The sequence below is a fragment of the Acinetobacter sp. FDAARGOS_515 genome (genome assembly GCF_003938865.1).
GTDB lineage: Bacteria > Pseudomonadota > Gammaproteobacteria > Pseudomonadales > Moraxellaceae > Acinetobacter > Acinetobacter ursingii.
The window spans coordinates 29,786-53,783 of record NZ_RKIX01000002.1 but is presented as its reverse complement, the minus strand read 5'-3'; the positions used below and the strand labels follow the sequence as shown (position 1 = coordinate 53,783).

Annotated in this window: 21 protein-coding genes and 7 pseudogenes; 10 read left to right on the top strand and 18 right to left on the bottom strand. The window is 39.1% G+C overall.

The features are described 5' to 3' along the window. Positions 1–159 precede the first annotated feature (159 nt). The 3 genes and pseudogenes from EGS47_RS01600 to EGS47_RS01585 all read right to left on the bottom strand — a co-directional run. Positions 160–636 (bottom strand): annotated as a pseudogene (locus tag EGS47_RS01600) (IS3 family transposase); the annotation flags it as partial. A 79-nt stretch (positions 637–715) separates the two neighbouring features. Then, positions 716–1,957 carry a group II intron reverse transcriptase/maturase gene (ltrA, locus tag EGS47_RS01595; protein ID WP_004826931.1) on the bottom strand — a complete coding sequence of 414 codons (1,242 nt, stop codon included), beginning with the start codon at positions 1,955–1,957 and terminating at the stop codon, positions 716–718. A 504-nt stretch (positions 1,958–2,461) separates the two neighbouring features. After that, positions 2,462–2,824: pseudogene (locus tag EGS47_RS01585) on the bottom strand (IS3 family transposase); the annotation flags it as partial. A 503-nt stretch (positions 2,825–3,327) separates the two neighbouring features. Here EGS47_RS01585 and EGS47_RS01580 point away from each other — a divergent pair. Continuing rightward, on the top strand, positions 3,328–3,849 hold the full coding sequence (locus tag EGS47_RS01580) for a DUF6973 domain-containing protein (RefSeq protein WP_125269126.1): 522 nt from the start codon (positions 3,328–3,330) through the stop codon (positions 3,847–3,849). Positions 3,850–3,879: 30 nt separating this feature from the next. After that, positions 3,880–4,212: a hypothetical protein gene (locus tag EGS47_RS01575; RefSeq protein WP_005253224.1), complete on the top strand. Its 333-nt coding sequence runs from the start codon at positions 3,880–3,882 to the stop codon at positions 4,210–4,212. Positions 4,213–4,503: 291 nt separating this feature from the next. On the opposite strand, the gene EGS47_RS01565 is transcribed toward EGS47_RS01575, so the two are convergent. From EGS47_RS01565 to EGS47_RS01535, 6 genes and pseudogenes are all read right to left on the bottom strand, one after another. Next, positions 4,504–5,208, bottom strand: coding sequence for an IS6-like element IS1008 family transposase (locus EGS47_RS01565; protein WP_125269125.1), 705 nt, complete (start codon positions 5,206–5,208; stop codon positions 4,504–4,506). 104 nt (positions 5,209–5,312) lie between these two features. Beyond that, positions 5,313–5,597: pseudogene (locus EGS47_RS01555) on the bottom strand (transposase); the annotation flags it as partial. A 10-nt stretch (positions 5,598–5,607) separates the two neighbouring features. Continuing rightward, positions 5,608–6,039, bottom strand: coding sequence for a MarR family winged helix-turn-helix transcriptional regulator (locus tag EGS47_RS01550; protein WP_005401805.1), 432 nt, complete (start codon positions 6,037–6,039; stop codon positions 5,608–5,610). 6 nt (positions 6,040–6,045) lie between these two features. Beyond that, entirely contained in the window at positions 6,046–6,474 is a 429-nt protein-coding gene (locus EGS47_RS01545; protein ID WP_062034276.1) for an organic hydroperoxide resistance protein, read from the bottom strand. Between the two features lie 269 nt (positions 6,475–6,743). Next, a complete protein-coding gene (locus tag EGS47_RS01540) occupies positions 6,744–7,376 on the bottom strand; it encodes a glutathione S-transferase family protein (protein ID WP_078390380.1) in 633 nt (210 codons plus the stop codon). 16 nt (positions 7,377–7,392) lie between these two features. Next, a complete protein-coding gene (locus EGS47_RS01535) occupies positions 7,393–8,412 on the bottom strand; it encodes an NADP-dependent oxidoreductase (protein WP_078390381.1) in 1,020 nt (339 codons plus the stop codon). Between the two features lie 143 nt (positions 8,413–8,555). On the opposite strand from EGS47_RS01535, the gene EGS47_RS01530 reads away from it, so the two are divergent. Then, a complete protein-coding gene (locus EGS47_RS01530) occupies positions 8,556–9,164 on the top strand; it encodes a TetR/AcrR family transcriptional regulator (protein ID WP_078390382.1) in 609 nt (202 codons plus the stop codon). A 113-nt stretch (positions 9,165–9,277) separates the two neighbouring features. Further along, complete coding sequence (locus EGS47_RS01525; protein WP_029574618.1) at positions 9,278–9,508, top strand: hypothetical protein; 231 nt, start codon at positions 9,278–9,280, stop codon at positions 9,506–9,508. 83 nt (positions 9,509–9,591) lie between these two features. On the opposite strand, the gene EGS47_RS01520 is transcribed toward EGS47_RS01525, so the two are convergent. The 5 genes from EGS47_RS01520 to EGS47_RS01500 all read right to left on the bottom strand — a co-directional run bounded on the left by EGS47_RS01520 (position 9,592) and on the right by EGS47_RS01500 (position 14,502). Continuing rightward, positions 9,592–10,719: an alkene reductase gene (locus EGS47_RS01520; RefSeq protein WP_078390383.1), complete on the bottom strand. Its 1,128-nt coding sequence runs from the start codon at positions 10,717–10,719 to the stop codon at positions 9,592–9,594. Positions 10,720–10,823: 104 nt separating this feature from the next. Further along, on the bottom strand, positions 10,824–12,212 hold the full coding sequence (locus tag EGS47_RS01515; RefSeq protein ID WP_010116205.1) for an NAD-dependent succinate-semialdehyde dehydrogenase: 1,389 nt from the start codon (positions 12,210–12,212) through the stop codon (positions 10,824–10,826). Between the two features lie 58 nt (positions 12,213–12,270). Next, positions 12,271–12,570, bottom strand: a complete 300-nt coding sequence (locus tag EGS47_RS01510; protein WP_010116206.1) for a DUF1330 domain-containing protein — start codon at positions 12,568–12,570, stop codon at positions 12,271–12,273. Between the two features lie 10 nt (positions 12,571–12,580). Beyond that, a complete protein-coding gene (locus EGS47_RS01505) occupies positions 12,581–13,258 on the bottom strand; it encodes a type 1 glutamine amidotransferase domain-containing protein (protein WP_125269124.1) in 678 nt (225 codons plus the stop codon). 86 nt (positions 13,259–13,344) lie between these two features. Next, positions 13,345–14,502, bottom strand: coding sequence for an iron-containing alcohol dehydrogenase (locus EGS47_RS01500; RefSeq protein WP_062034281.1), 1,158 nt, complete (start codon positions 14,500–14,502; stop codon positions 13,345–13,347). Positions 14,503–14,727: 225 nt separating this feature from the next. Between EGS47_RS01500 and EGS47_RS01495 the strand changes: the two are divergent. From EGS47_RS01495 to EGS47_RS01485, 3 genes and pseudogenes are all read left to right on the top strand, one after another. Beyond that, positions 14,728–14,875, top strand: a pseudogene (locus tag EGS47_RS01495) (transposase); the annotation flags it as partial. Positions 14,876–15,001: 126 nt separating this feature from the next. Continuing rightward, positions 15,002–15,151: pseudogene (locus EGS47_RS18485) on the top strand (transposase); the annotation flags it as partial. 82 nt (positions 15,152–15,233) lie between these two features. After that, entirely contained in the window at positions 15,234–15,938 is a 705-nt protein-coding gene (locus EGS47_RS01485) for an IS6-like element IS1006 family transposase (protein ID WP_125269123.1), read from the top strand. 35 nt (positions 15,939–15,973) lie between these two features. On the opposite strand, the gene EGS47_RS01480 is transcribed toward EGS47_RS01485, so the two are convergent. Further along, positions 15,974–16,546, bottom strand: a complete 573-nt coding sequence (locus tag EGS47_RS01480) for a recombinase family protein (protein WP_005401814.1) — start codon at positions 16,544–16,546, stop codon at positions 15,974–15,976. A gap of 190 nt (positions 16,547–16,736) precedes the next feature. Here EGS47_RS01480 and EGS47_RS01475 point away from each other — a divergent pair. From EGS47_RS01475 to EGS47_RS01465, 3 genes and pseudogenes are all read left to right on the top strand, one after another. Then, a pseudogene (locus EGS47_RS01475) lies at positions 16,737–17,120 on the top strand (integrase core domain-containing protein); the annotation flags it as partial. A 750-nt stretch (positions 17,121–17,870) separates the two neighbouring features. Further along, positions 17,871–18,227: pseudogene (locus tag EGS47_RS01470) on the top strand (type II toxin-antitoxin system RelE/ParE family toxin). Next, the gene (locus tag EGS47_RS01465; RefSeq protein ID WP_104039651.1) at positions 18,220–18,522 is read left to right on the top strand and encodes a helix-turn-helix domain-containing protein; all 303 of its coding nucleotides are present in this window, start codon (positions 18,220–18,222) and stop codon (positions 18,520–18,522) included. The pseudogene EGS47_RS01470 and the gene EGS47_RS01465 overlap by 8 nt, the downstream one beginning before the upstream one ends. Positions 18,523–18,569: 47 nt before the next feature. Here the strand turns inward: EGS47_RS01465 and EGS47_RS01460 are convergent, their stop codons facing one another. The 3 genes from EGS47_RS01460 to repM all read right to left on the bottom strand — a co-directional run bounded on the left by EGS47_RS01460 (position 18,570) and on the right by repM (position 23,802). After that, entirely contained in the window at positions 18,570–19,769 is a 1,200-nt protein-coding gene (locus EGS47_RS01460; protein ID WP_104039650.1) for a hypothetical protein, read from the bottom strand. Positions 19,770–21,057: 1,288 nt separating this feature from the next. Beyond that, positions 21,058–22,133, bottom strand: a protein-coding gene (locus tag EGS47_RS01455; protein WP_085946061.1) for an IS3 family transposase whose coding sequence is annotated in 2 segments (ribosomal slippage) — positions 21,058–21,881 and positions 21,881–22,133 — 1,077 coding nt in all. Because the reading frame shifts where the segments join, the coding sequence is not laid out codon by codon here. Positions 22,134–22,854: 721 nt separating this feature from the next. Beyond that, on the bottom strand, positions 22,855–23,802 hold the full coding sequence (repM, locus tag EGS47_RS01450) for a replication initiation protein RepM (RefSeq protein ID WP_213070258.1): 948 nt from the start codon (positions 23,800–23,802) through the stop codon (positions 22,855–22,857). Between the last annotated feature and the right edge of the window lie 196 nt (positions 23,803–23,998).

Genomic DNA, 23,998 nt, shown 5'->3' with positions numbered 1-23,998 from the left:
TATTATAAAGCAGCTTTTAAACACCTACAGTCAAGGTAGGCTGAAGTGAATAGTGGACTGCACCCAGTATCCTAGACATTGAAGTAGCTTCATTTTGAAGCTACTTCAATGTGAACCGTACCGGGTTTGTCGGAGACTTTTTTATTTAAGTTAGGCCACCTAACCTAACGGGTTAATCTTATCATAGTACATTGCTTCAAACTCAAAAGGCGATACATAACCCAGTGCACTGTGTACACGCTTTTTATTGAACCAATCTACCCAGTTTAGTGTCGCAAGTTGTACATCTGCTAAACCTTGCCAATCTGCTTTTAGATATTCAATCACCTCTGTTTTGTATAAGCCATTCACTGTTTCAGCCAAAGCATTATCGTATGAATCACCAGTCGTACCGACTGATGCTCGTAAATTTGCAGCTTCTAAACGATTGGTATAGCGAATGGAAAGATATTGCACACCTCTGTCGGAATGATGAATCACATTCTTTGGCATGCCTCGATCGTGCAATGCTTGCTCAAGTGCATCGAGTACCATATCTGTATTCATCCGTGTAGATACTTTCCATCCAACAATTGCTCGTGAGAACACATCAATAATAAAGGCGGTATAGACCCAGCCTGAATTTGTTTGAATATACGGGTGAGTAGACCAAGGGAATTTCACCCTTAGCCCCTCGCAGAACCGGACATGAACCTCTCAGCTCATCCGGCTCCCATTATCCAACCGATGGTAAACATCCCATTTTCCAGTGCACAAAGGCATTTGGAAAATCACGCGCAAGTCGCCCTAAGGCATATCTAGCCCGTCTTTTATGACGGGCCAAGTTTTTATACTTACGCCTCATCCAGCGTATAAGATAAGCATTCATGTGTTGCCAGATCGCTGACATTGCTGAACCATGGAATCGACCATAGTATTGCTGCCAACCTTGAAGAATTGGATTGAATATTGCAGATAAATCACTTAATTCGCGATTACACATCAGATGTAGATGCCATTTCCGAATAGTCTGTCGCATTGCTTTAAGTGCATCACGACTGACTGCAGGAGAGAAATTTACATAAACTCTTTTATACTTGTCCACAGCCTTACGGGGCCTAAACGTGTACCCGAGAAAAGTAAATTGAACATCGGGATATGCTTTACGACGATTAATATCTTGGCAATAAACAATCTTTGTCTTGTCTGGATGCAATTCGAGACCACATTCACGAAATCGTGCATCGATCTTTTGTAAAACAAGTTTGGCTTGAGATAAACTCCGACAATGAATTACGCCATCATCTGCATAACGGCAGAACCGTACACTTTGAAGATGTTTCGTAATCCACATATCAAAAGCATAATGCATAAATAAATTCGCCAATAAAGGACTCACAACACCACCTTGTGGTGTGCCGCGATTCCTTTCTAAAAGATGGCCATTTATGTGTTGCATTGGTGCTTTTAACCAACGTTGCACATATAAAAGAATCCATGGAATTTCACAGTGTTTCTTGAGTGCACGCATTAGTAAATCATGGTCGATGTTATCAAAGAGACCTTTGATATCAAATTCCACAACCCAGTCATAATCCCAACTTCGTCTCCTCACTATCGCAATTGCATCATGGGCAGAACGCCCCGGACGATATCCATATGAGTTTGGATGAAATAATGGATCAATTTTCGGCTCTAATAAGAGCTTAACTGCTGTTTGCGCGACTCGATCTGCAACTGTTGGAATACCTAGTATACGCACGCCACCTGACTTCTTTGGAATCGGAACAGCCTTAACTGGCGGTGGAAAATAACTGCCAGAACAAAGTCGATTCCATAGTTTGTATAGGTTGTTCTTTAAATGCTTTTCGAATTGCTCAATAGATTCATGATCAACGCCTGGAGCGCCACCATTCTCTTTGACTTTTTTAAATGCCTCCCAGATTAACGCTTTAGGAATGTTAAATGGTTTGGTCATAAAGTTTTGCTCCTCCTGCTTGCACAGTTGACAAATCCGTAGACCTGGATAATGCAACCCCTTCGCTCCATTACCATTACAGTAACTTCAACACTACTACGAGTTGCTCCGCCCCTTGGTGACGCATTGCTATTATCAGCCTTGCCTTTTGAGCTTGTGCCTTTCGCTTGACATCGCCACCGAAGGTTCCCGCAGTTCAACGTAAGAGCCTGAATTAGGATCGCGCTGCCTCTACGCCGGACACCGAATGGCCCGTAAGCAGGTAACGGCCAAACTAATCGCGGGGTAACTTCCATCCCCGGTTTTGATGTCATTTGAGTACTTTCGACACTTGAACGGCAGTTCACTGTTGTTCGCCTTCCTAATTCTTACCTGACATCTCTACGATGCCTTTTCCATAACGCTCACGACCGGGACTTTTGATCCAAGCCGCTTATGGTGGTTTGCTACCTGCTCCTGCAAGCCGATAGCGAGGGGCCATACCCTCATCTCTTACGCCGCTTGCTGCGGCACACTAAAATCACTTACCCACAGTTGGTCAGGTCGATCAGCATTAAAATTACGTTTCACTAAATCATCTGCTCGTTTTTGGTCATCTCGGTTACGAGTAGTTTGTTTATTCTTACCACGCCAAACACCTTGTATACCTAACTTCTGCATCAATCGAGCAACTGTACAACGTGCAATAACATAGCCTTCACGTTTCAATTGTTGCCAGACCTTACGCACACCATATCGACCTGAACTTTCTTTCCAAATTCGTTGAATTTGTTCAGCATGATGCTCATCATGTAGATCTCGTTTCGCTCGATGTTCTGGATTGTCAGCGAGATCTAAAGTTCGGTAATAGGTTGAAGCTGCGATCGGTGTGTGAGAGTAAAAAAGTATCATACTAGGTTACTCTTAACTCTTTGATTTTAAATGGTAAGACCTAAGCTAAAAAAATAAAGACTCATACTGAAGCAATCCAACATGACCAACTAATTTTTTTTAAAGTAATAAAGTTTCATACTTATATGAAGCTTTAGGCTCAATGAGTTAATTTCATCTTATAAGTCTTATAAAAATTAAATAAACAAAAGATTACTTTGTAAGGCAGAAAACATTCTAAATTGGAATATCAATCGAATTAAAAGGATACTATTGGAAAATGAAAAAAACTTATATTCTTGCTTTGTCTTTATCTTTAATAACAGGACAGTTATACGCTGCTGGCTGCTGATAGTAATACTGCTTCTCCTGAACCTGTAATCACCTATAATGCTTCTGTTACTAATTCAATTGACAATATTGCTGAAAAGTTACGTGAATTTCAGAATAAAAACCCTGATGCTAGTGAAGCTGAATTAAATGAATATGCCGATTCTTTATTGAAAACAGAAGTAGTGCAAACTCCTGGGCGCTCATCCAGAGCTACAATTTCGTCTGTATATACCGATATGGACGGATATATAAATGGTTATCTAAATGCTCAAGAACAAGCACTTTATAATACAAACCGAGCTAAGGGTTTACTATGTATCGCAAATGCCAAAACTGCTATAGATCTTACTAAAGCGAGATATGTAAATACTAGTTCAGTTATGCATAATGGAAATGGTGATGCATTTAGACATGCTGTTTGGAACTTTGGCATGACAATAGATGTGGGAGCCGATTTTGCAAAAAAATGGAGTGATGCACATGAATTCGGTTCTACAGGACAGCCTGCAACAGAACGGTCTATGGATATTTATAATAACTCGATAGGTATCAGTTTAGGGAAAAACAATCCTACGACGCTTTTACAATCATCATTTGCGAGTTTAACTCAAGCTCAAGTACGGGCAGGAAGATTGAAAATCATATCAAATGGGAATTTGGTATGGTCAAATTCAGTCGGTGAAAAATAAAAAAATTAGGATTTATAAGGTGGAATGTCTATGACTTTTAATAAAGGTATTTTATTAGGTGCTGCGAGTATATTTATAGTGGCTTGCTCACCTATGGAAAAAGATAATGGAACTATCACCGTAAATAACAAAACTGATAGTCCCGTTTATAATGTTAATTTTAAGTATGAAACATCAAAAAAAGTAGATGTTATTGGTGATTTAGCACCAAATGCTTCATATAAATATCAAATACAGTATTCAGATACTGAGGATTCAATAAGTATTAATTATACGGACAAAGATAAAAAACTTCATTCTGAGTCTGTAGTAGCATATTCTGCTAAATATGATAAAGAAAATCTTATATTTGATATCAAATAGATATATCAAATTAATTTAAAAAACCACTGGAAAGTGGTTTTTTGTAGAATTAAAAAATTTATGGATAATAGAATATTAAACACTATTACTTAGTATGAAACTTTTTTACTCTCATACATAAGCACTTTTTAAAGGAAACTTTATCGACTCAAATCTCTATTTGCAACAGTGCCGTTATTCACCGGTTTTTAAATAACGGTATACCGCTTGGCGACTAATTCCAAATGCCTGACCTAATGCGGCACTGTTGCAAATAGAGATTTGAGACGATGATATTCCCTTCAAAAAAGCTTAGAGACCGAAAACCCTGTTGATTAGACACACTTCACCCTGAGGCTGACCATAATAAAATGACGATGCTTGTCCTTTACGTAGTGCACGCATGACTTCAATACCTTTAATTGTGGCATAAGCCGTCTTCATAGATTTGAATCCTAATGTGGCCCTGATGATCCGCTTTAACTTACCATGATCACATTCAATGACATTATTTTTATACTTAATCTGCTTGTGCTCAATATCTACTGGACATTTTCCTTCTCGCTTTAACCGTGATAAAGCATGGCCATAGGTCGCTGCTTTATCTGTATTGATGACCCGTGGAATTTGCCATTTTTTCACCGTATTGAAGATCTTTCCTAAGAAACAATAGGCTGATTTACTGTTCCGTCTAGCGGAAAGGTAAAAGTCAATCGTATGACCACGTTGATCAACTGCACGATACAGGTAAGTCCATCGCCCCTTCACTTTGATATAAGTCTCATCCATATGCCATGAATGTAAATCTGTAGGATTACGCCAATACCAGCGTAACCGTTTTTCCATTTCTGGAGCATAACGCTGAACCCAACGATAAATTGTACTGTGGTCCACATTTATGCCTCGTTCAGCGAGCATTTCTTGAAGTTCACGATAGCTGATGCCATATTTACAATACCAACGAACAGCCCAAAGAATGATTTCACCTTGAAAGTGCCGACCGTGGAAGGGATTCATCTGCTGTATCTCGAAATAAATAAGATATTTAGCTTATCATGTCAGCCTATTTGCAACAGTGCCATAAAAAATGGGTAACTGTCAGATCAGGTTTGAGCTAGTACAGCTAAGTAAATGACCTTTTTCACTGAATTATTAGAAGAGAAGATCTTTCTCTTTTTAGCTGAATGGCGGATTACGCTATTCAACGATTCAATCGCATTCCTCGTATAAATTACATGACCTATTTCAGCTGGATTGCTAAAGATCGTTCGTATATTTTCCCAATTTTCCTGTCAAGATTCGCCAATTTTTGGATATTGTTGATTCCATTGATCACACAAGATATCTAGGGACTTTAATGCATTGTCCTCTGTGCTTGTCTGATAGATTGCTTTTAGACCAGATGTAAAAGAGGTCTCAAATTCTTTCTGATAATAGATTAACTAATGCTTTTAATTCATCTCGTAATTGATTTAAGTTAGCAAACTCAATGTTCTTGGTAAGCTCTTTAGGAATCTTTTCTGCTTCAGCAGATAAGTCTCGCCCTTTATCTTTTAATGAAATAAGAACTCGTCTTTCATCATTAGGATCACGTGATCGATTAATTAGACCAGATGTCTCCATTCTTTTTAATAGTGGGGTTAATGTTCCACTATCAAGATGTAAAATTTGTCCAAGATCACCCACACTTACACAGTCTTTTTCCCACAAAACCAACATTACTAAATATTGAGGATAAGTAAGTCCGAGAGGTGTAAGAAAAGGGCGATAAGCTTTTACGATTAAATTAGATGCAGCATAAATAGGAAAACATAGTTGCTCATCTAAGCAAAGCTGATTCTTGGACATAACTTTTTATTTGGTATAGACAGTGGTAGACACCTGTATATTACCTCGAATAGCATTTGAATAAGGACATACTTGATGTGTTTGTTCCACTATTTTCTCTGCGTCAGCTTGTGAAATACCTGAAATCGTGACATCTAAGTGTACTGTCAAGGCAAATCCACCATTGCCATTAGCAACCATTCCAACAGTGCTCAGGACTTCTACATCGTTATCACGGATTTTATATTCTTTATTGCTACGAGTTACATGGATCACTGCATTTCCAAAGCATGCAGCATAGCCAGCTGCAAATAATTGCTCAGGATTCGTTGCATCACCTTTACCACCTAATTCTTTTGGTAAAGCCAATTTCAACTCTAGAATACCATCTTCGCTACGAATAGTTCCCGAACGCCCACCAACTGCTTTAACTTGAGTTGAATAGAGATTACTCATGTGTGTTACCTTAATTTAATTTGTACAAAATATAATTGCACACAATTTAAATTAGATCAAATATTTGTTCACTATTTCTTTCTATTAATTGGACTATCTTCTATATAGATATTAGGATAAAGATTCCGAATCCTTATCTATCTTTAAAATAGAAAACGCCCAATGAAACTCATTAGGCGTTTACTTAAAATAAGTGTCAGCTTATTTTAAGGCTAGAAAATCATCATCTTTTTTCTCAATCTCCTTGAGAAAAAATCAATCTTGCTATTTTAGCTTTTCACACCATCTTGTTCAATTTGTACTGCGGCTTGCCAGCTAGGTAGTTGACTTAAGCTTGCTACATAACGTTGAATATGGGGATAATTTTCACCTTGTCCCATATGATGAACTAAAGCATGTAGTCCAAAGCCCATCATAAAGTCAGCACCGGTTAAACGGTCTCCCACCAGAAATGCTTTATCTTTTAAATAATCATTTAAATGACCAAATACTTTATCGAACTCAACTTGAGTATAATTTTCTAGAAATACCAACTCTGTGCCCTGCTGGGTTTCTATCGCATTAAACGTTTTTAACAAAAATGGCAGCATAGCAGAGCTTTCTGAGAAATGAATCCACTGTAGATAATCTACATAGGCAGCTTCATTCATATCGGGTGCTAAATGCGGCGCAAGTTTCTGAATTAATAACTCAACGATCGCACCCGACTCTGCAATAATTTTGCCATCCCATTCCAATACTGGAGATTTCCCTAAAGGATGGATGGTTTTTAACGAATCAGGCGCTAAATGCGTGCTTAAGTCGCGATAATAGCGTTGCAGCTGATAAGGCTGTTTGATTTCTTCAAGTAACCACAAAATGCGAAAAGAACGTGATTGATCTAAATGATGTAGTGTAATCATGATAATTCCTATTTTTTTAAAGTTTTACAACCACTTTGCCAAAGTTTTCGCCTTTTAACATGCCATTAAAAGCATTGATCGTATTATCCAAGCCTTGCACCATATGCTCTTTATATTTGATTTTTCCGTCTTTCAACCATTCAGACATTTGCTGATTGAATTCCGGATACTGACTGCCATAATCATCAAAAATAATAAAGCCTTGCATGCGAATACGCTTTCTTAAAAGGGTGGAGATAAAGCTCGGTAAACGGTCTGGCCCTTGTGCTTGCTCGGTGGCGTTATACTGGGAAACCACACCACACACCGGTACACGTGCCGCAGAGTTAAGCAATGGCCATACCGCATCAAACACTTTCCCCCCCACATTCTCATAATAAATATCAATACCGTTGGGAACTGCTTGTTGTAATTGCTCTGCAAAATTTTCATCATGATGATTAATACAAGCATCGAAGCCGAGTTCTTCTACTGCATAACGGCATTTTTCAGCCCCACCTGCGACGCCAACCACGCGACAACCTTTAATTTTGCCAATCTGTCCAACCGTAGCACCAACAGGTCCCGTTGCAGCTGCAACCACTAAAGTTTCACCGGCTTTAGGCTGACCAATGTCCAACAACCCCATATAAGCAGTAAAGCCAGGCATCCCCAAAATACCCAATGCCCAAGATGGATGTTCAGGCTGCATACCTAAGCTTTGACATGCAGTCCCATTAGAAATTGCGTAGCCCTGCCAACCATTTCCGGAAAGAACCCACTCGCCTTCTTTGAATTTTGGGTTTTTAGAGGCCACCACTTGACTGACTGTTCCACCGACCATCACTTCGCCAATTTCAACCGGTGCTGCATATGAGGGAGCATCACTCATGCGACCACGCATATAAGGGTCGAGTGACAAGTAAATGGTTTTTAACAACATTTCGCCTTGTTTAAGTTGAGAAAGCTCAACTTGCTCAATTCGAAAATCGCTGTGTTTTGGCTCACCGACTGGCCGTTTAGCTAAAACGATGCGTTGGTTATTAATTGTGCTCACCTGTATAACTCCATGTTTTATATAGAAGTATTTCTATTGATAATCAAAACTGTCGATTAAAACGTCTTTACATCCATTGTAGATGAGTTATAATGAAAAGCAATACGACTGGTCTATTTTTTACAATAGAGTACACAATTAATATGAAGCTTACCCCTATTAAGAAGTCTGAAGCTAAGCGCTTACACATTCTTAACACCAGTTCAGACCTAATTTTGCATAAAGGTTTTACCGGTGTAGGATTACAAGAAATTTTACAAAGCTGCGAGATCCCTAAAGGCTCATTTTATCATTACTTCCAATCCAAGGAGTCTTTCGGCTGTGAATTGGTACAGTATTATGTAGATAATTACCAAGTCCGTTTAAATGAAGTATGGCGTAGTGATCAATCCGCTTATCAAAAGCTGATCGGGTATTTTAAATTATGGATTGAAGATCCTGAAACGCAGTGTGGTTGGGCAGATAGCTGTTTAATTGTGAAACTTGCCGCAGAAGTTGCCGACCTATCTGAAGATATGCGCTCCATTATGTCCGCTGGTGTCGATGATGTAATCCAACGGATTGCTGGGTTAATTGTTTTGGGAAAACAAGATCAGTCTATCCAAGCAGACACTGATGCCTCTACGTTGGCACAAGTGATTTACCAAATGTGGTTGGGTGCAGCATTACTGAGTAAGTTGCAAAAAGATAAAACACCATTACATCAAGCCCTGAGAGCGACTGAGTTTCTATTAAAAAGTGCAGAGTCTTAAAAAGATTATATTCAATATCAATTAGATAAGTAAAAAGTTGTGATAGCAGCCAAATGATTTCTTATTAATGTGCTGCTATTACATCAACTTAGTATCAATGAGTATAGCGCACAATGAATTCTCCTTCTAAAGCCCTCCTGACTCGTATTTTAGTCGGATATTTAGGCTTATATCCCACACTATTACTGGTACTGACTTTATTAAAGCCAATTACTCAGCATCAAAGTTTCCCGATGATGGTGTTCATTGAAGTCATAGTATTAGTGCCCGTGACGCAACTCATTTCCTTTCCACTGGCGGGTTGGCTCATTACACAGCTAAAAAATCTTAAGAATTTGTTTTAAGAAGAAGTTATGCTGGCAACAGCAATCCTAAGTCCTTATTTTGCCAACCACAAAGGTTGGCAAAATAACTCACTTAGTCAATATTAATCTGCGTAAGCTGGATAATCAATATAGCCTTTTTCCGTCCCACCATACATAGTGCTTGCATCTACTGCATTCAATGGCCAGCCATTGGCGATGCGAGCGGGTAAATCTGGATTCGCAATAAATGGGCGTCCAAATGCAATTAAATCGGCCAGCCCTGCCTCTAAAATTCGAGTCCCTCTTTCTGCAGTATATCGACCTGCGTAAATAATGCGACCACTGAAAGTGTCTCTGACATCTCTACGAAAATCATGAGGAAGTTCTGGTGCATTATCCCAATCAGCTTCTGCAATTGATAAATAGGCAATCCCAACTTCTTCAAGTATTTTTATGGCTTCAATATAAGTCACATGTGGATCATCTTCAACTAACCCCATGTAAACACGATCTTCCTCTGTACTTTCAAATAGCGGGGCAAAACGCACTCCTAAACGATCTGCACCAACCACCTCAGCAACTGTCTCTACTACTTCACGTAAAAAACGCAAACGATTGTTTAATGATCCACCATATTCATCTTCACGGTGGTTACTATGTGCAGAGATAAATTGATTCACCAAATAACCATTTGCACAATGAATTTCAACCCCATCAAAACCAGCAGCCAAGGCATTGCGTGCTGCTTGAGCATAGAGTTGCACTAATTCTTTAACTTCTGCATTGCTTAAAGCACGTGGCATGGAAGGATCAGCCAAGGCCCCTGCATTGGGCCCCGTCTCAATAAAGACTTTAACATTGCTATCAGCCGCAATAGCCGAGGGTGCGACCGGTGCTGCATGATTGGGTTGCAAAGATGTATGTGAAACACGCCCAACATGCCAAAGTTGCGCAAAAATAATGCCTCCTTTGGCATGCACTGCTTCGGTCACTTTACGCCATCCAGTAATCTGTTCAGGGCTGTAAATACCAGGAGTCCAAGCATAGCCTTGACCACGTGGCTCGATTTGCGTACCTTCGGTGACCATAAATCCAGCCCCGGTACGCTGTTGATAATAGGTCGCCATCAACTCATTTGGAATATTCCCTGGCTGAGTACTGCGCGACCGCGTTAATGGTGGCAATACAATACGGTTTTGCAAAACATACGGGCCTAAGCTCAGGTTTTGAAAAAATTTGCTGGCTTTCATTTCATTGTTTCCAAGTGATCATGACCATAATTGATCTAAATTTTAAAAAAAATACCCCTCCTTCCTGCAACAGAAAAAATAAAGGGGTAAAAGGGTATTAGAGGCTAGGCTTTGGTTTTACTATCAGTAACATAAATCAGTTTATGATTAATAAATTCTTTGATACCAAGACCGATAAGTTCACGCCCATAACCAGAACGTTTGATTCCTCCAAAGGGAAGATTTGCATTGGAAAAAGCAGGTCGATTAACGAATACCATTCCACTCGAAATACGCTTAGCTACTTCAGCACCATGTTTTGTATCTTCTGTAAAGACCGACCCACCCAGACCAAAAGGCGAATCATTAGCTATATCAATTGCATCTGGTTCATCTTTAGCACGTAAAATCATTGAAACAGGACCAAAAAACTCCCAATAATACGCTGGATTTTCAGGGGTTAGATTAGTCAGGATAGTTGGTTGCACAAAAGCTCCTTGACTCGGCACTCTAGCTCCTACTTCTGTAGCAATAGCACCATGTATAACTGCTTGACGAATTTTCTCACGTACTTCTTCAGCAGCTGCCTGTGAGGATAGAGGTGCCAATGTAGTTTCTACATCAAAAGGATTCCCTGCTTTTAGTTGTGCAACACCTTCTGTATAGAGTGTTAAAAATTCATCATAAATTTCATCTACAACGATTATTCTTTTAGATGAAATACATACTTGACCTGCATTTGAATGACGGCCTTTTACTGCCCATTTTACAGTTTCTTTTAATACCGCATCACGCAGAACCACCAATGCATCTGCGCCTCCTAATTCCAATGTGGATTTTTTTAATGCCTGCCCTGCTTGGGAAGCAACAACAGAGCCTGCACCTTCTGAACCTGTTAACGCGACTCCATGTACGCGTGGATCATTCAAGATAGTCTTAATTTGCTGTCTTGTTGCAAAGATATTACTGAAAGTACCTACAGGAAGACCTGCATCTAACATCAATTTTTCAAAAGCTAAAGCACATTGTGGGACATTGGATGCATGTTTGAGAATCAATGTATTACCAGCTGCTAATTGCGGCGCCAAAATGCGTGCAATTTGATAATAAGGAAAGTTCCAAGGCTCAATAGCCAATATAATACCCAAGGGTTCATGAACTAGTGTTGCTTGCCCTTCATTAGGATCAAATGGTAACTGCTCATCAGCCAGTAAAGACTCTGCATTCTGAACGTAATATTCGAAAATACGTGCAGAAATTTCAACTTCTGCCAATGCTTCACTGGTGATTTTACCCATTTCAAGAGTAAGCAAACCTGCGTATCTATTCGCATCTGCACGCAGGAGATCAGCGGCACGTTGCAAAATCACACAACGCTCAGAAACCGATCGATCTTTCCAAGCCAAGAATGCTTGATGAGCGTTTGTGAGGATTTGTTCTACTTCTGTATCACTTGCAACAGGAAAGGTTTTTAGTACTTCACCGTTATAAGGATTAATAGATGCATAAGCCATATTATTTTCCAGATTTTGTAATCAAAAACATACTCTGATTAATTTTGTTACCACCCTATTAGAGTGCTTCTTCGATACCTTCGATCATAAAAACACGATAAGTCGCCCCTTTCAGACGATGTTGTAATGCTTCTTGGTAGGCAGGACTGTGATACCAGTCTCGCGCTGCCGCCATATCAGGAAAGCGTAGAATGACAGCTCCTTCAATTTCATTGCCTTCGAGCACTTCTAATTGACCATAAAAAGCCAATGCTGTTAACTCACGACCTTCACGAGCAAGTGGGGCTTTCTCTGCATATTGCACCAGTTGCTCAGAATCAGAAGTTTGCTCACGGGTAAATACCACATATGCAGACATTGACTACTCCTTATTTTAACAATTGAAGTAATGCTGTGGCGGTTGCAGCAGAAGAGGCGGGATTTTGTCCAGTAACCAGTAAGCCATCTACTTGGACATGCACTTGCCAATCACCCGCTTTAGAATAATGACCACCATTTTCTTTGAGCATGTCTTCGACCAAAAACGGTACAATTTCGGTCAACCCTACAAAGGCCTCCTCAGTATTGGTAAAACCAGTCACAGATTTACCGCTGACTAAAGGCATTCCATTACTCTCTTTCACATGACGAAGAACACCCGGGGCATGACAAACTGCTGCAACTGGTTTTCCAGACTGAATCGCCTGTTCAATCAGAGCAATTGAAATCGGATCTTCTGCTAAATCCCACAATGGACCATGCCCGCCCGGATAAAACACTGCATCATAATCAGCAACAGAAATTTCGCTAAGTTTTTGCGTCTGTGCCAATGCTTGCATTGCAGTTGGATCCGCCTCAAAACGATGTGTGGTTTCAGTTTGTGCATCGGCTAAGTTACTTTTCGGATCGAGTGGTGGCTGCCCACCTTGAGGTGAAGCCAGCGTGACTTCAGCCCCGGAATCAATAAAGGTGTAATACGGTGCAGCAAGTTCTTCTAGCCAGAAACCTGTTTTCTCACCAGTATTGCCTAGTTGTGCATGTGAGGTCAGAACGAGTAAAATTTTCATATTATTTCTCTGATAATTTTTAGGATTGGGGGAGCATCGTTACATGATCACATGCCGTGTGGCGTGACCATGACAGATACGCTTGTTTAGAGGCTCGTCTCGAGAATTTGGCGACTGATCTCTAATGAAACATTTTTATGTTCACCTAACTGGGTCAGATTGTGTGATTCGAGTTGCGTAATGATGATCTCAATATCTGTCGCCCCCAATTGATAATCGCTAAGACGAGTTGGCAGTCCGAGTTGCTCAAAGAAGGTTCGAGTACGGGCAATGGCTGCATCAATACGTTGTTCTTCATCACCTTCGACAATCTGCCAGACACGAGTCGCATATTGTAGTAATTTTTCTCGCTTCTCTTGACGACGTACTTGTAGATTGGCCGGCAACACAATTGCTAAGGTACGAGCATGATCAATACCATGTAAAGCCGTGAGCTCATGTCCAATCAAATGGGTCGACCAATCTTGTGGTACACCTGCTCCAATCAGGCCATTCAGTGCCATGCTGGCGGTCCACATTAAATTGGCACGCGTGTCATAATCTGCCGAATCTTCCAAGACTTTCGGTCCAATCTCAATCAGGGTTTGCAATAGACCTTCGGCAAAACGATCTTGTACTTGTGCATTGACAGGGTAAGTTAAGTACTGTTCCATGACATGAATAAATGCATCGACCACGCCATTTGCCAACTGGCGCGTCGGCAAGCTATAGGTTTTATTCGGGTCTAGCACCGAAAATTGCGGAAAAACATAGGGACTGCTAAATGCAAGTTTGGCTTGGGTCGATTTTCGGGTAACTACCCCACCGTTGTTCATTTCTGAACCGGTTGCCGGAAGAGTGAGTACACTGGCAAAAGGCAAAGCTTGGCTAATTTGAGTGCCATGGGTTTCTAAAATTTCCCATGTATCACCTGCATAATTGACTGCTGCTGCAATAAATTTGGTGCCATCAATCACCGAGCCACCGCCGACAGCCATTAAGAAATCAAGCTTTTGTTCACGAATCAGTTCTACTGCTCTCATTAGGGTTTCATAGCTCGGATTCGGTTCGATTCCTCCGAATTCGTGAATTTCTCGTGTACCTAATGCTTCACGCACTTCAGCTAATGTGCCATTTTTACGGGCACTTTCGCCACCATACAGCATTAATACCCGTGCTTCTGCAGGCACATAGTCATTGATTTTGACAATCGTGTCGGCACCAAAAAGAATACGGGTTGGATTATAAAAGTCAAAATTCAGCATATTTTTATCCTCAAAAATCAGTTAATGATTTGAAAAACCACCGTTATTAATCGCGTCAACTATAAAAATTAATCCACACTGCGGTTTTTGCTGTGATCATGCAGCAACTATATACAAAAATAGACCAGTCGTCTATTTATATATAAATTAAAGAAGAAGGCACTGTTGCAAATAGAGATTTGAGTCGATGATGTTCCAATAAAATGGCTAATTAACGAGGTGCTTATTAGCAGTAAGCGATACCCTGAAGAATTCAAAATTGAAGCAGTAAAGCAAGTGACTGAAAAAGGTCATAGTGTGGCTGAAGTTGCCGCACGTTTAGGTACAACCACGCATAGTCTTTATGTCTGGATTAAACGTTATGATCCTCAACAGCCTAAAATCATAGAATCTGGGGCACTGTTGCAAATAACCACGAATGGTAAGCTGAAGGGCACTGTTGCAAATAGAGATTTGAGTCGATGATGTTCCAATAAAATGGCTAATTAACGAGGTGCTTATTAGCAGTAAGCGATACCCTGAAGAATTCAAAATTGAAGCAGTAAAGCAAGTGACTGAAAAAGGTCATAGTGTGGCTGAAGTTGCCGCACGTTTAGGTACAACCACGCATAGTCTTTATGTCTGGATTAAACGTTATGATCCTCAACAGCCTAAAATCATAGAATCTGGGGCACTGTTGCAAATAACCACGAATGGTAAGCTGAAGACTGTTTTAGCTAAAGGTGCAGCATATGAATCCTTTCCATGGTCGGCATTTTCAGGGCGAAATCATTCTTTGGGCTGTGCGCTGGTATTGTAAATATGGCATTAGCTATCGTGAACTGCAGGAAATGCTGGCCGAACGGGGTGTGAATGTTGATCACACGACTATTTACCGTTGGGTTCAACGTTATGCTCCTGAAATAGAAAAACGTTTACGCTGGTATTGGCGTAATCCTACAGATCTGAGCTCGTGGCATATTGATGAAACCTATGTAAAAGTGAATGGACGATGGTCTTATCTGTATCGTGCAGTCGATCAACGTGGCGATACCATTGATTTTTATCTTTCTTCTAGACGTAATACCAAATCAGCATATTGTTTTCTTGGAAAAATTTTAAATAATGTGAAGAAGTGGCAAATTCCACAAGTGATCAACATGGATAAAGCACCCACATATGGACGTGCTTTATCACGGTTAAAACGGGAAGGTAAATGTCCACCAGACCTTGAGCACAGGCAGATTAAGTATAAAAATAACGTGATTGAATGTGATCATGGCAAGCTAAAGCGGATCATCAGGGCCACATTAGGATTCAAATCTATGAAGACGGCTTATGCCACAATTAAAGGTATTGAAGTCATGCGTGCACTACGTAAAGGACAAGCATCGTCATTTTATTATGGTCAGCCTCAGGGTGAAGTGTGTCTAATCAACAGGGTTTTCGGTCTCTAAGTACTTTTTAAAGGGAACATCATCGACTCAAATCTCTATTTGCAACAGTGCCCTTTCAAATACCGATATACCGCCTGACGACTAATTCCAAATGCCTGGCCTAATGCCATTTTTGAAGAGTACTTTCCTTCCTTCCATGCTTGTCTTAAAGCTTCAGCCTGGTCAGGTTTCAATTTATGTACACGACCTTTATATTTCCCTTGAGCAGAGGCTAGTTTTATTCCTTCCTTTTGCCGTTCCAGAATGATTTCACGTTCAAATTGTGCAAAGGCCCCCATCAGTTGCAGCATTAAATTATCCATCGGGGTAGATTGAGCAGTGAAAGTAATATTTTCTTTTACAAACTGGATGGAAATCCCTCGTTTGACCAGTTTATCTACTTCAGTGACCAAATCTTTTAAGCTTCGCGCAAAACGATCCATGGAATGTACTATCACCCTGTCCCCTTCCCGGACATAGTTCAACATTTCTTGAAATTTCGGTCGGTCGGTATTTTTACCCGAAGCACGGTCAACAAAAATCCGGTCGACTTCAATCCCCTCAAGTTGACGCCCAGTATTTTGCTCGACCGAACTCACTCGCACATAACCTACTTTTTGGCCTTTCACTCTTTCTCGCCCCAATTGGATAAAAATGAACAATTTTGTAAATTATAAATCTTTAATATCAAAGTTACATGTTACTTATGATTAAAAATCATTTAAATGGTACATGGTTTTACGAACTTTTAAAGTGTTACTTTAGGGTATAGTCTAAAATAACATAAATTCTATCTGTTACTTATAAACAAAAGCGTGGATACTAGATCCTGCACTTGAGCAAGCATTGCACGATCGAGGCATGCCAAAGAATGTGATTCATCATTCCGATAGAGGTGTGCAATATCTTTCCATTCGCTATACCAATCGTTTAGAAGCAGCAAATATACGAGCATCAGTCGGTACGACTGGTGATTCATACGATAATGCTCTGGCTGAAACGGTGAATGGCTTATACAAAACAGAGGTGATTGAATATTTAAAAGCAGATTGGCAAGGTTTAGCAGATGTACAACTTGCGACACTAAACTGGGTAGATTGGTTCAATAAAAAGCGTGTACACAGTGCACTGGGTTATGTATCGCCTTTTGAGTTTGAAGCAATGTACTATGATAAGATTAACCCGTTAGGTCAGGTGGCCTAACTTAAATAAAAAAGTCTCCGACAAACCCGGTACGGTTCAGCCTTTAGTAGAGATTTTTGCAACAAAGCCTAACAAAGATGATTAATCAATTTTGCGATTTTTTAAACAAGAATAAAATTTGATTGAATAGCAATTTATAGCTTTGTTCGTACATATCTGAAAATATTTTCTTGATTGATAAACTAATTAAAAAAGAAAAATATAGAGATGCATACCAATCATTCACAGGATAATGAGTTACTGATAAAAATATATGAAAAACTATATTGAAAAATATTAGGAATATAAAAAAAACAAGGACCTTAGCAAGGTTTAACTGAATGAATTTCATAAATCATCCTTAATCAATTTATTTTTGATCTTTACCTTTCTATAAATACTATACCAAAATATAGATTACAATCTATATTTTTGGTTTCACATATGGACTGTGGACCGTTGCTCCTGAACCTGAAATTATCCCCATTTATTATGGATAAAATTCAGACTATTTTGTACGCTTTGGCTTACGTGAATTCCGGTTCTTTACTGCTAGTCGGAATACTGGAATTTTTTTATGATGAGTACATCGAGAGCAGGATGCTCCAAATAATAAGAAAATCGCACAAGGATCGGCAGGTACGACAGGAGTTATACCAAGCGAACCAAATATGAAAAACCTTGGCAGGATGCCAAGGTTTTTTATTGCCATTTGAAAACTTACTAAGTTACCTATAAAATATAGACTATAATCTATATTATGGTTGTGATATGTGGACAGTCATCACGACAGATCTGTTTAATGAATAGCTTGAACAGCAAGATGAATCAACACAAGAGAAAGTCTTAGCCGCTCTGGTTGTTCTACAACAGCAGGGACCAAGTTTAGGTCGTCCTTTAGTTGATACCGTGTATGACTCTAAATTTACCAACATGAAAGAGCTACGTGTTCAGCACCGAGGTAAACCACTGAGAGCCTTTTTCGCATTTGATCCATTACGACAGGCCATCGTGCTATGCATTGCTGATAAAGGCGGTAAAAAGCGGTTTTATACAGAGATGTTGGCTATTGCAGATCAGCAATACGAGCTTCATCTCTCCACATTAGGAGATAAATCTAATGGCTAAGACTCTACAAGAATTGTTAGCTAGCCGCTCTCCAGAGAGCCAAGCGCGTATTCAAGAAATGGCAGATGAACTACTGCTAGAAAGTCAGCTTCACCTGATTCGTGAAGAGCTGGAGATTTCGCAAAAAGAACTCGCTGAAGCTCTTGGAATCAAACAGCCATCTCTTTCAGCAATTGAAAATCGTGGTAATGATCTTAAGATTTCAACCATGAAAAAGTACGTTGAAGCGATGGGAGGAAAGCTCCGTATTGATGTAGAGCTTCCAACAGGAAAACATATAGGCTTCAATGTTTAACATAGAAAATGGGAGCTTTAAGCTCCCATTTTTGTGAGGCTAATAAATTAAATTTTTTCAAATAACTCTGCAGCAATTTTTCTGGCCAAATTATCTTTTTCCCGATCCAATTCCGGTAAATGGATAGCATGCTGAATTGCCTCACGGCCTCCGATTGCCATAGGTCCATAATCATCATAAGCTTCACCTGTATAAGCATTGTAAGCTTTCAAATCATCCTGAGTGAAATCAACGCCACACATTTGAGCCAAATAGATATACAACCAGGCTTCTCCAGTATTCTTGAATATTTCTTCGTAAAGAAAATGTTCAATAGCCTCAACATCTCCTCGATTACACAAATACAGGAACTGTTTATAAATCGTTTCAGTATCTGCATCCAAGTCAATTTCATGAAGATTCACAGGTGAATTTTTAATATGAGATTTAAAATCTTCAGCTTGCTTGATGTATTGTTCATACTTCTCTTTATTTTTTTGAGTTTCTTCAGAATGAATATATTTTTGTTTACTGTTATCCCAACGACTTCCAAAATTTGAGCCATTTCGACCATAAGGAGCGATCTGATTGGCTAAATAACAGTAATACGCCCCCAGCAAAGCATAGGCATCTGCGTTATTACGGTCTTTTGCATAAGATAATATCTTCTCAAAATTCTCCCCTATTTTTTCAAACTCCACGTACTCATCATCAAACTCCAGATCTGTCACTAAACCATTTTCAAAATCAATATAAGTTAGCGCTTCTCTTATGGAACTAAAGTTAATCACTTCCAAGTTGAGCCATAAAAGCTCTCTATAAACTGTTTTAGCAATGGATAAGTAAGATTCTTCTGAAATGTCTAATTTCAATAGATTATGAAGTTTTAAAATGATTTTTCTGATTTGGTCCAGGAACTCTCGACCTTCATAATCATCCCAATGCAGTTCATCTTCGTCATAATTTGAATAATCAGATTCAGGTGGGTTTTTCAATATTTCCCAGGTTAAAGCATCAACCAGTTCATGCTGATAATATTCTTCAGAATCATCATATTCAGCTTTAAGTAACAGATTCTGAGCAACAAAAGAGTTATAAGTTTTATAGTCTTGATCTAAAGCAATTAATTCATAAATATGTGACCGGCCAATCTTTACAGAATGCTGTTCCTGAATTTTTTTAGATAATTGAAATGCGAATTCTTGAATAGACATAATTTTCTCTACTTTCAACTCTAAATTCTTTATACAAAGAATTTTTGGCGTCATAAGACTTTTAGCAACGCATGTTTAAATGCTAAGAACCAAACGAGTTGATACTTAAGAAAATTAAATTTTAGATATGGCTTAAGCAAGTAAACCTATATTTTTTTATCCCTTTTCTACTCATGCGTAAGTACGGTAGGCGACCTTATTTTTAAGATAATAAATTTCGCATAAATTTACAACCACTTAAATAGAAAACTGCTATTTGTAGACACATTTAAAGAGCTACATGATTGTCTTTAATAGCATGCCATCGCTTATTCATAATTCAGTTATAAATCCCAAATAGCAATGTCCGGTTTCTCCAGAGTAAGTATGTTATACCTTAGCGATTAAAATCTATGAAATACTTATCAGACATGCATTTCTGGACCGCCACCACTCTTCTAGATAAATTTTGTCACTTTTTAGATAAAATATTGGTGGCAGTTCATATATGGACAAATTCCTGACAAGTACTACAGGAGGAATTTTCCCTCACATAACTCCCTTGCAGATTACATAAGATCACAAGTTTCATAAGTTATGAAACTTTAAACATTTATATTCTTTGCAGAGCAGCCCCTGGCAGTTCTTCTGACCAGATACATGCTTATCTGCAAGCAATGAACTGCCATATATGGACAAATTCCTGACAAGTACTACAGGAGGAATTTTCCCTCACATAACTCCCTTGCAGATTACATAAGATCACAAGTTTCATAAGTTATGAAACTTTATACATTTATATTCTTTGCAGAGCAGCCCCTGGCAGTTCTTCTGACCAGATACATGCTTATCTGCAAGCAATGAACTGCCATATATGGACAAATTCCTGACAAGTACTACAGGAGGAATTTTCCCTCACATAACTCCCTTGCGGATTACATAAGATCACAAGTTTCATAAGTTATGAAACTTTATACATTTATATTCTTTGCAGAGCAGCCCCTGGCAGTTCTTCTGACCAGATACATGCTTATCTGCAAGCAATGAACTGCCATATATGGACAAATTCCTGACAAGTACTACAGGAGGAATTTTCCCTCACATAACTCCCTTGCGGATTACATAAGATCACAAGTTTCATAAGTTATGAAACTTTATACATTTATATTCTTTGCAGAGCAGCCTCTGGTAGTTCTTCTGACCAGATACATGCTTATCTGCAAGCAATGAGCTGCCATATATGGACAAATTCCTGACAAGAACTACAGAAGGAATTTTCCCTCACATAACTCCCTTGCGGATTACATAAGATCATAAGTCTCATGGTAATCCTCCCATAAATAACCGAAGTTAAAAGTAGAGGTTAAGCAGCCATTAGAGGTGGCTTTCCTTTGTTAGCTTGATGTGGTCTTTCATGGTTGTAATGCCACAACCAGTTTGTTGCATAATCTTGTACTTCATCCAAAGTATCAAATAAATGCTTGCTCAGCCAACTATAACGTATGGTCCGATTATAGCGTTCAATATACGCATTCTGCTGTGGCTTACCCGGTTGAATATATTCAATACGAATACCGTGCTCAGTAGCCCAGCGCACAAATTCGTGACTGATAAATTCGGGGCCATTATCGCATCGGATCACTAACGGTTTTTCTCTCCACTCCAGCAATTGATTCAACGTACGAATAACCCTGATTGTGGGCAATGAGAACCCTGCTTCAATGGCTAGGCCTTCGCGGCGGTAATCATCAATCACATTCAATAATCGAAACTTGCGACCATCGGAAAGCTGATCATGCATAAAATCTAATGACCAAACCTGATTTTCTCGGATTGGTTCTTTCAATGGTTCAGGCGCATGCCGTTTTAGTCTTCTTCTCGGTTTAATACGCAGATTCAGTGCCAACTCACAGTAAATGCGGTAAACCCGCTTGTGATTCCAGCAGCAACTCTCAACATGCCGTAAATACGAGAAGCACAAACCAAAGCCCCAATCGGAATTTTCCTCAGTGAGTTCAATGAGCTGTTCAGCAATGAGTGCATTGTCATCGCTGAGATTGGCTTGATAGCGGTAGCAGGTTTCACTAATGCCAAATGCTTTACAAGCCAAACGAATACTAATGGCATGCTGGGCAACTGCCTGTTGTGCCATCTTACGCCGGCAAGATGGCTTTACCACTTTTTTGCCATCGCTTCCTGGATGATTTCGGCCTTTAATCGCTCTTCCGCATACATCTTTTTAAGTCTGGTATTTTCGGCTTCTAGCTCTTTCAGTCGAGCCATTAATGATGTATCCATACCACCATATTTGGCACGCCATTTATAAAAGGTAGCATTACTCATGCCGTGTTCACGGCAAAGGGTCGCTACAGGTGTGCCAGATTCTGCCTGTTTCAAGATGGACATGATCTGACTGTCAGTAAATTTAGATGTTTTCATGCAGAATCTCCTGCTCGTATCTTAAGAGAAAATTCTACTTTTAGATCCTATTATTTTTAGGGGGGATTACCTCATAAGTTATGAAACTTTACACATTTATATTCCTTGCAGATCATTGTAATAGTTCTCAAGTAAAACGGACACTTCTCAATTAAGCCCTAGTCATAACACTAGGGTTAAGAAGTATTCTATGGAACGTATTGAAGTTATTGCATCAGTTTAATCTCATCGACGTTATTCAGGTCAGGAAAAAGCCCAGTTTGTCACCATGACCATGCAACAAGGCTCATTCGTTTCTTCTGTTGCCAGATAGGATAGAATCTCACCAAGTTTGCTGTTTAAATGGAAAAGACTTATGCAGGATGGCGGAGTAACCAGAATGGAAACCAAAGATCAGATCGTCAGGGTGACTAACCATAATGCGCTGTTAAAAAGGTCAATAGCTTGAGTAAATTTTTGGACGCAAAACTGTAGAAGTCTCAGGGATTGCTCAGGCAAAGAATACATATCACACATGCCATCATCACCACTTGAAGCCACCTAACACTAAAAATAACTTATAATTTGAAATCTTAAGATTAAATCATTCATGATCAATGAGATAGAATAAAAATTTGGCTCCTCACTTAAAATATTGCAATCTGCGAACTTAGCTTTATTCATTACTAAGGCTGACTAATTTTTTCCTGTAGGTTCAAAATAAGAATTTCTATTATTCAGATTACGATTCCTTTTCTGATTTATATTTTTCTTTATAGCCCACTTTTAACAAATCAGAATAATACTTTTTTACCTTTTCAGGGTCGAGAAGTTCAAGTGAAATCCTTTCTTTAAACTCTTCGATCTCTTCACCTACATTGGCATATTTACCCCCGAATTCAGGATATTTGATAAGGTCACACAATTTTTGAGCGAAAAATATAGATTGTTTTGGTGTCAACTGATATGTCGGTTCCAGGAACTTATCACTAACAATTAAGGAAGCTTTTTGATTAAAAGAAAATTCAATATGTGTAATTGTTCTTCCTTCTTTCTTCTGCTCATAATTTACATCGATATCAGTAAATTTATTAATTTGGTTTATGGCAACCGTCAATACACGCTTTTTGAAATCGCCCATAGTCTTATATTCATTTTCAAGTAGACCTAACTTATCACGCAATTCAACCATACTAATATATAGCTTGCCTTTGTTACGCCATCTAATCAAAAGTTCATACAGCCGTATAGCGTATACACTAGATAATTGAGAAATTTGCTTTAATTCATAACGAGTAAACTTTTCTTCAAGTTTTACAAAAAGCTGTAAAATATCAGGAGCAAAAATTAGTTGAGCGCATGCAGCTTCTTTAACATAACCAACTTTTGATACCCAACGGCTTTTATAGACCGCAGGCTTACCGGTAACAGGATCTATGGCCTTATAGGTGAGTCTACGTTCGAACAAGTTATCACACGCTCCCTGAAGAGCTTCATAGGCAGCTTGACGACCTAAATTAAAGTGCTTCATATATTGAGATGCATGTATTGTTAGCAATGTATCCGATGTAAGCTCTTTTTCAATTTCCCGAGCTGCAATAATTGCAACTAAAATTAAACGTTGTTCCGACAGAGTCAACGCATAAGATGCTTCAATCAAGTTATTATCTTTATAAATTACATTTGCCATGTTGTGATCAAAGAAACAAATATTATTAGTGGACATTAACACTTAATGTCCACTAATGGAAGCCCCATTTATATCAGGAAAACGTCTATTTATGTCAGGAAAAAGTCCATTTAAATAAAGGAAAACGTCCACTTATTGTCAGGAAAAAGTCCATTTAAATAAAGGAAAACGTCCACTTATTGTCAGGAAAAAGTCC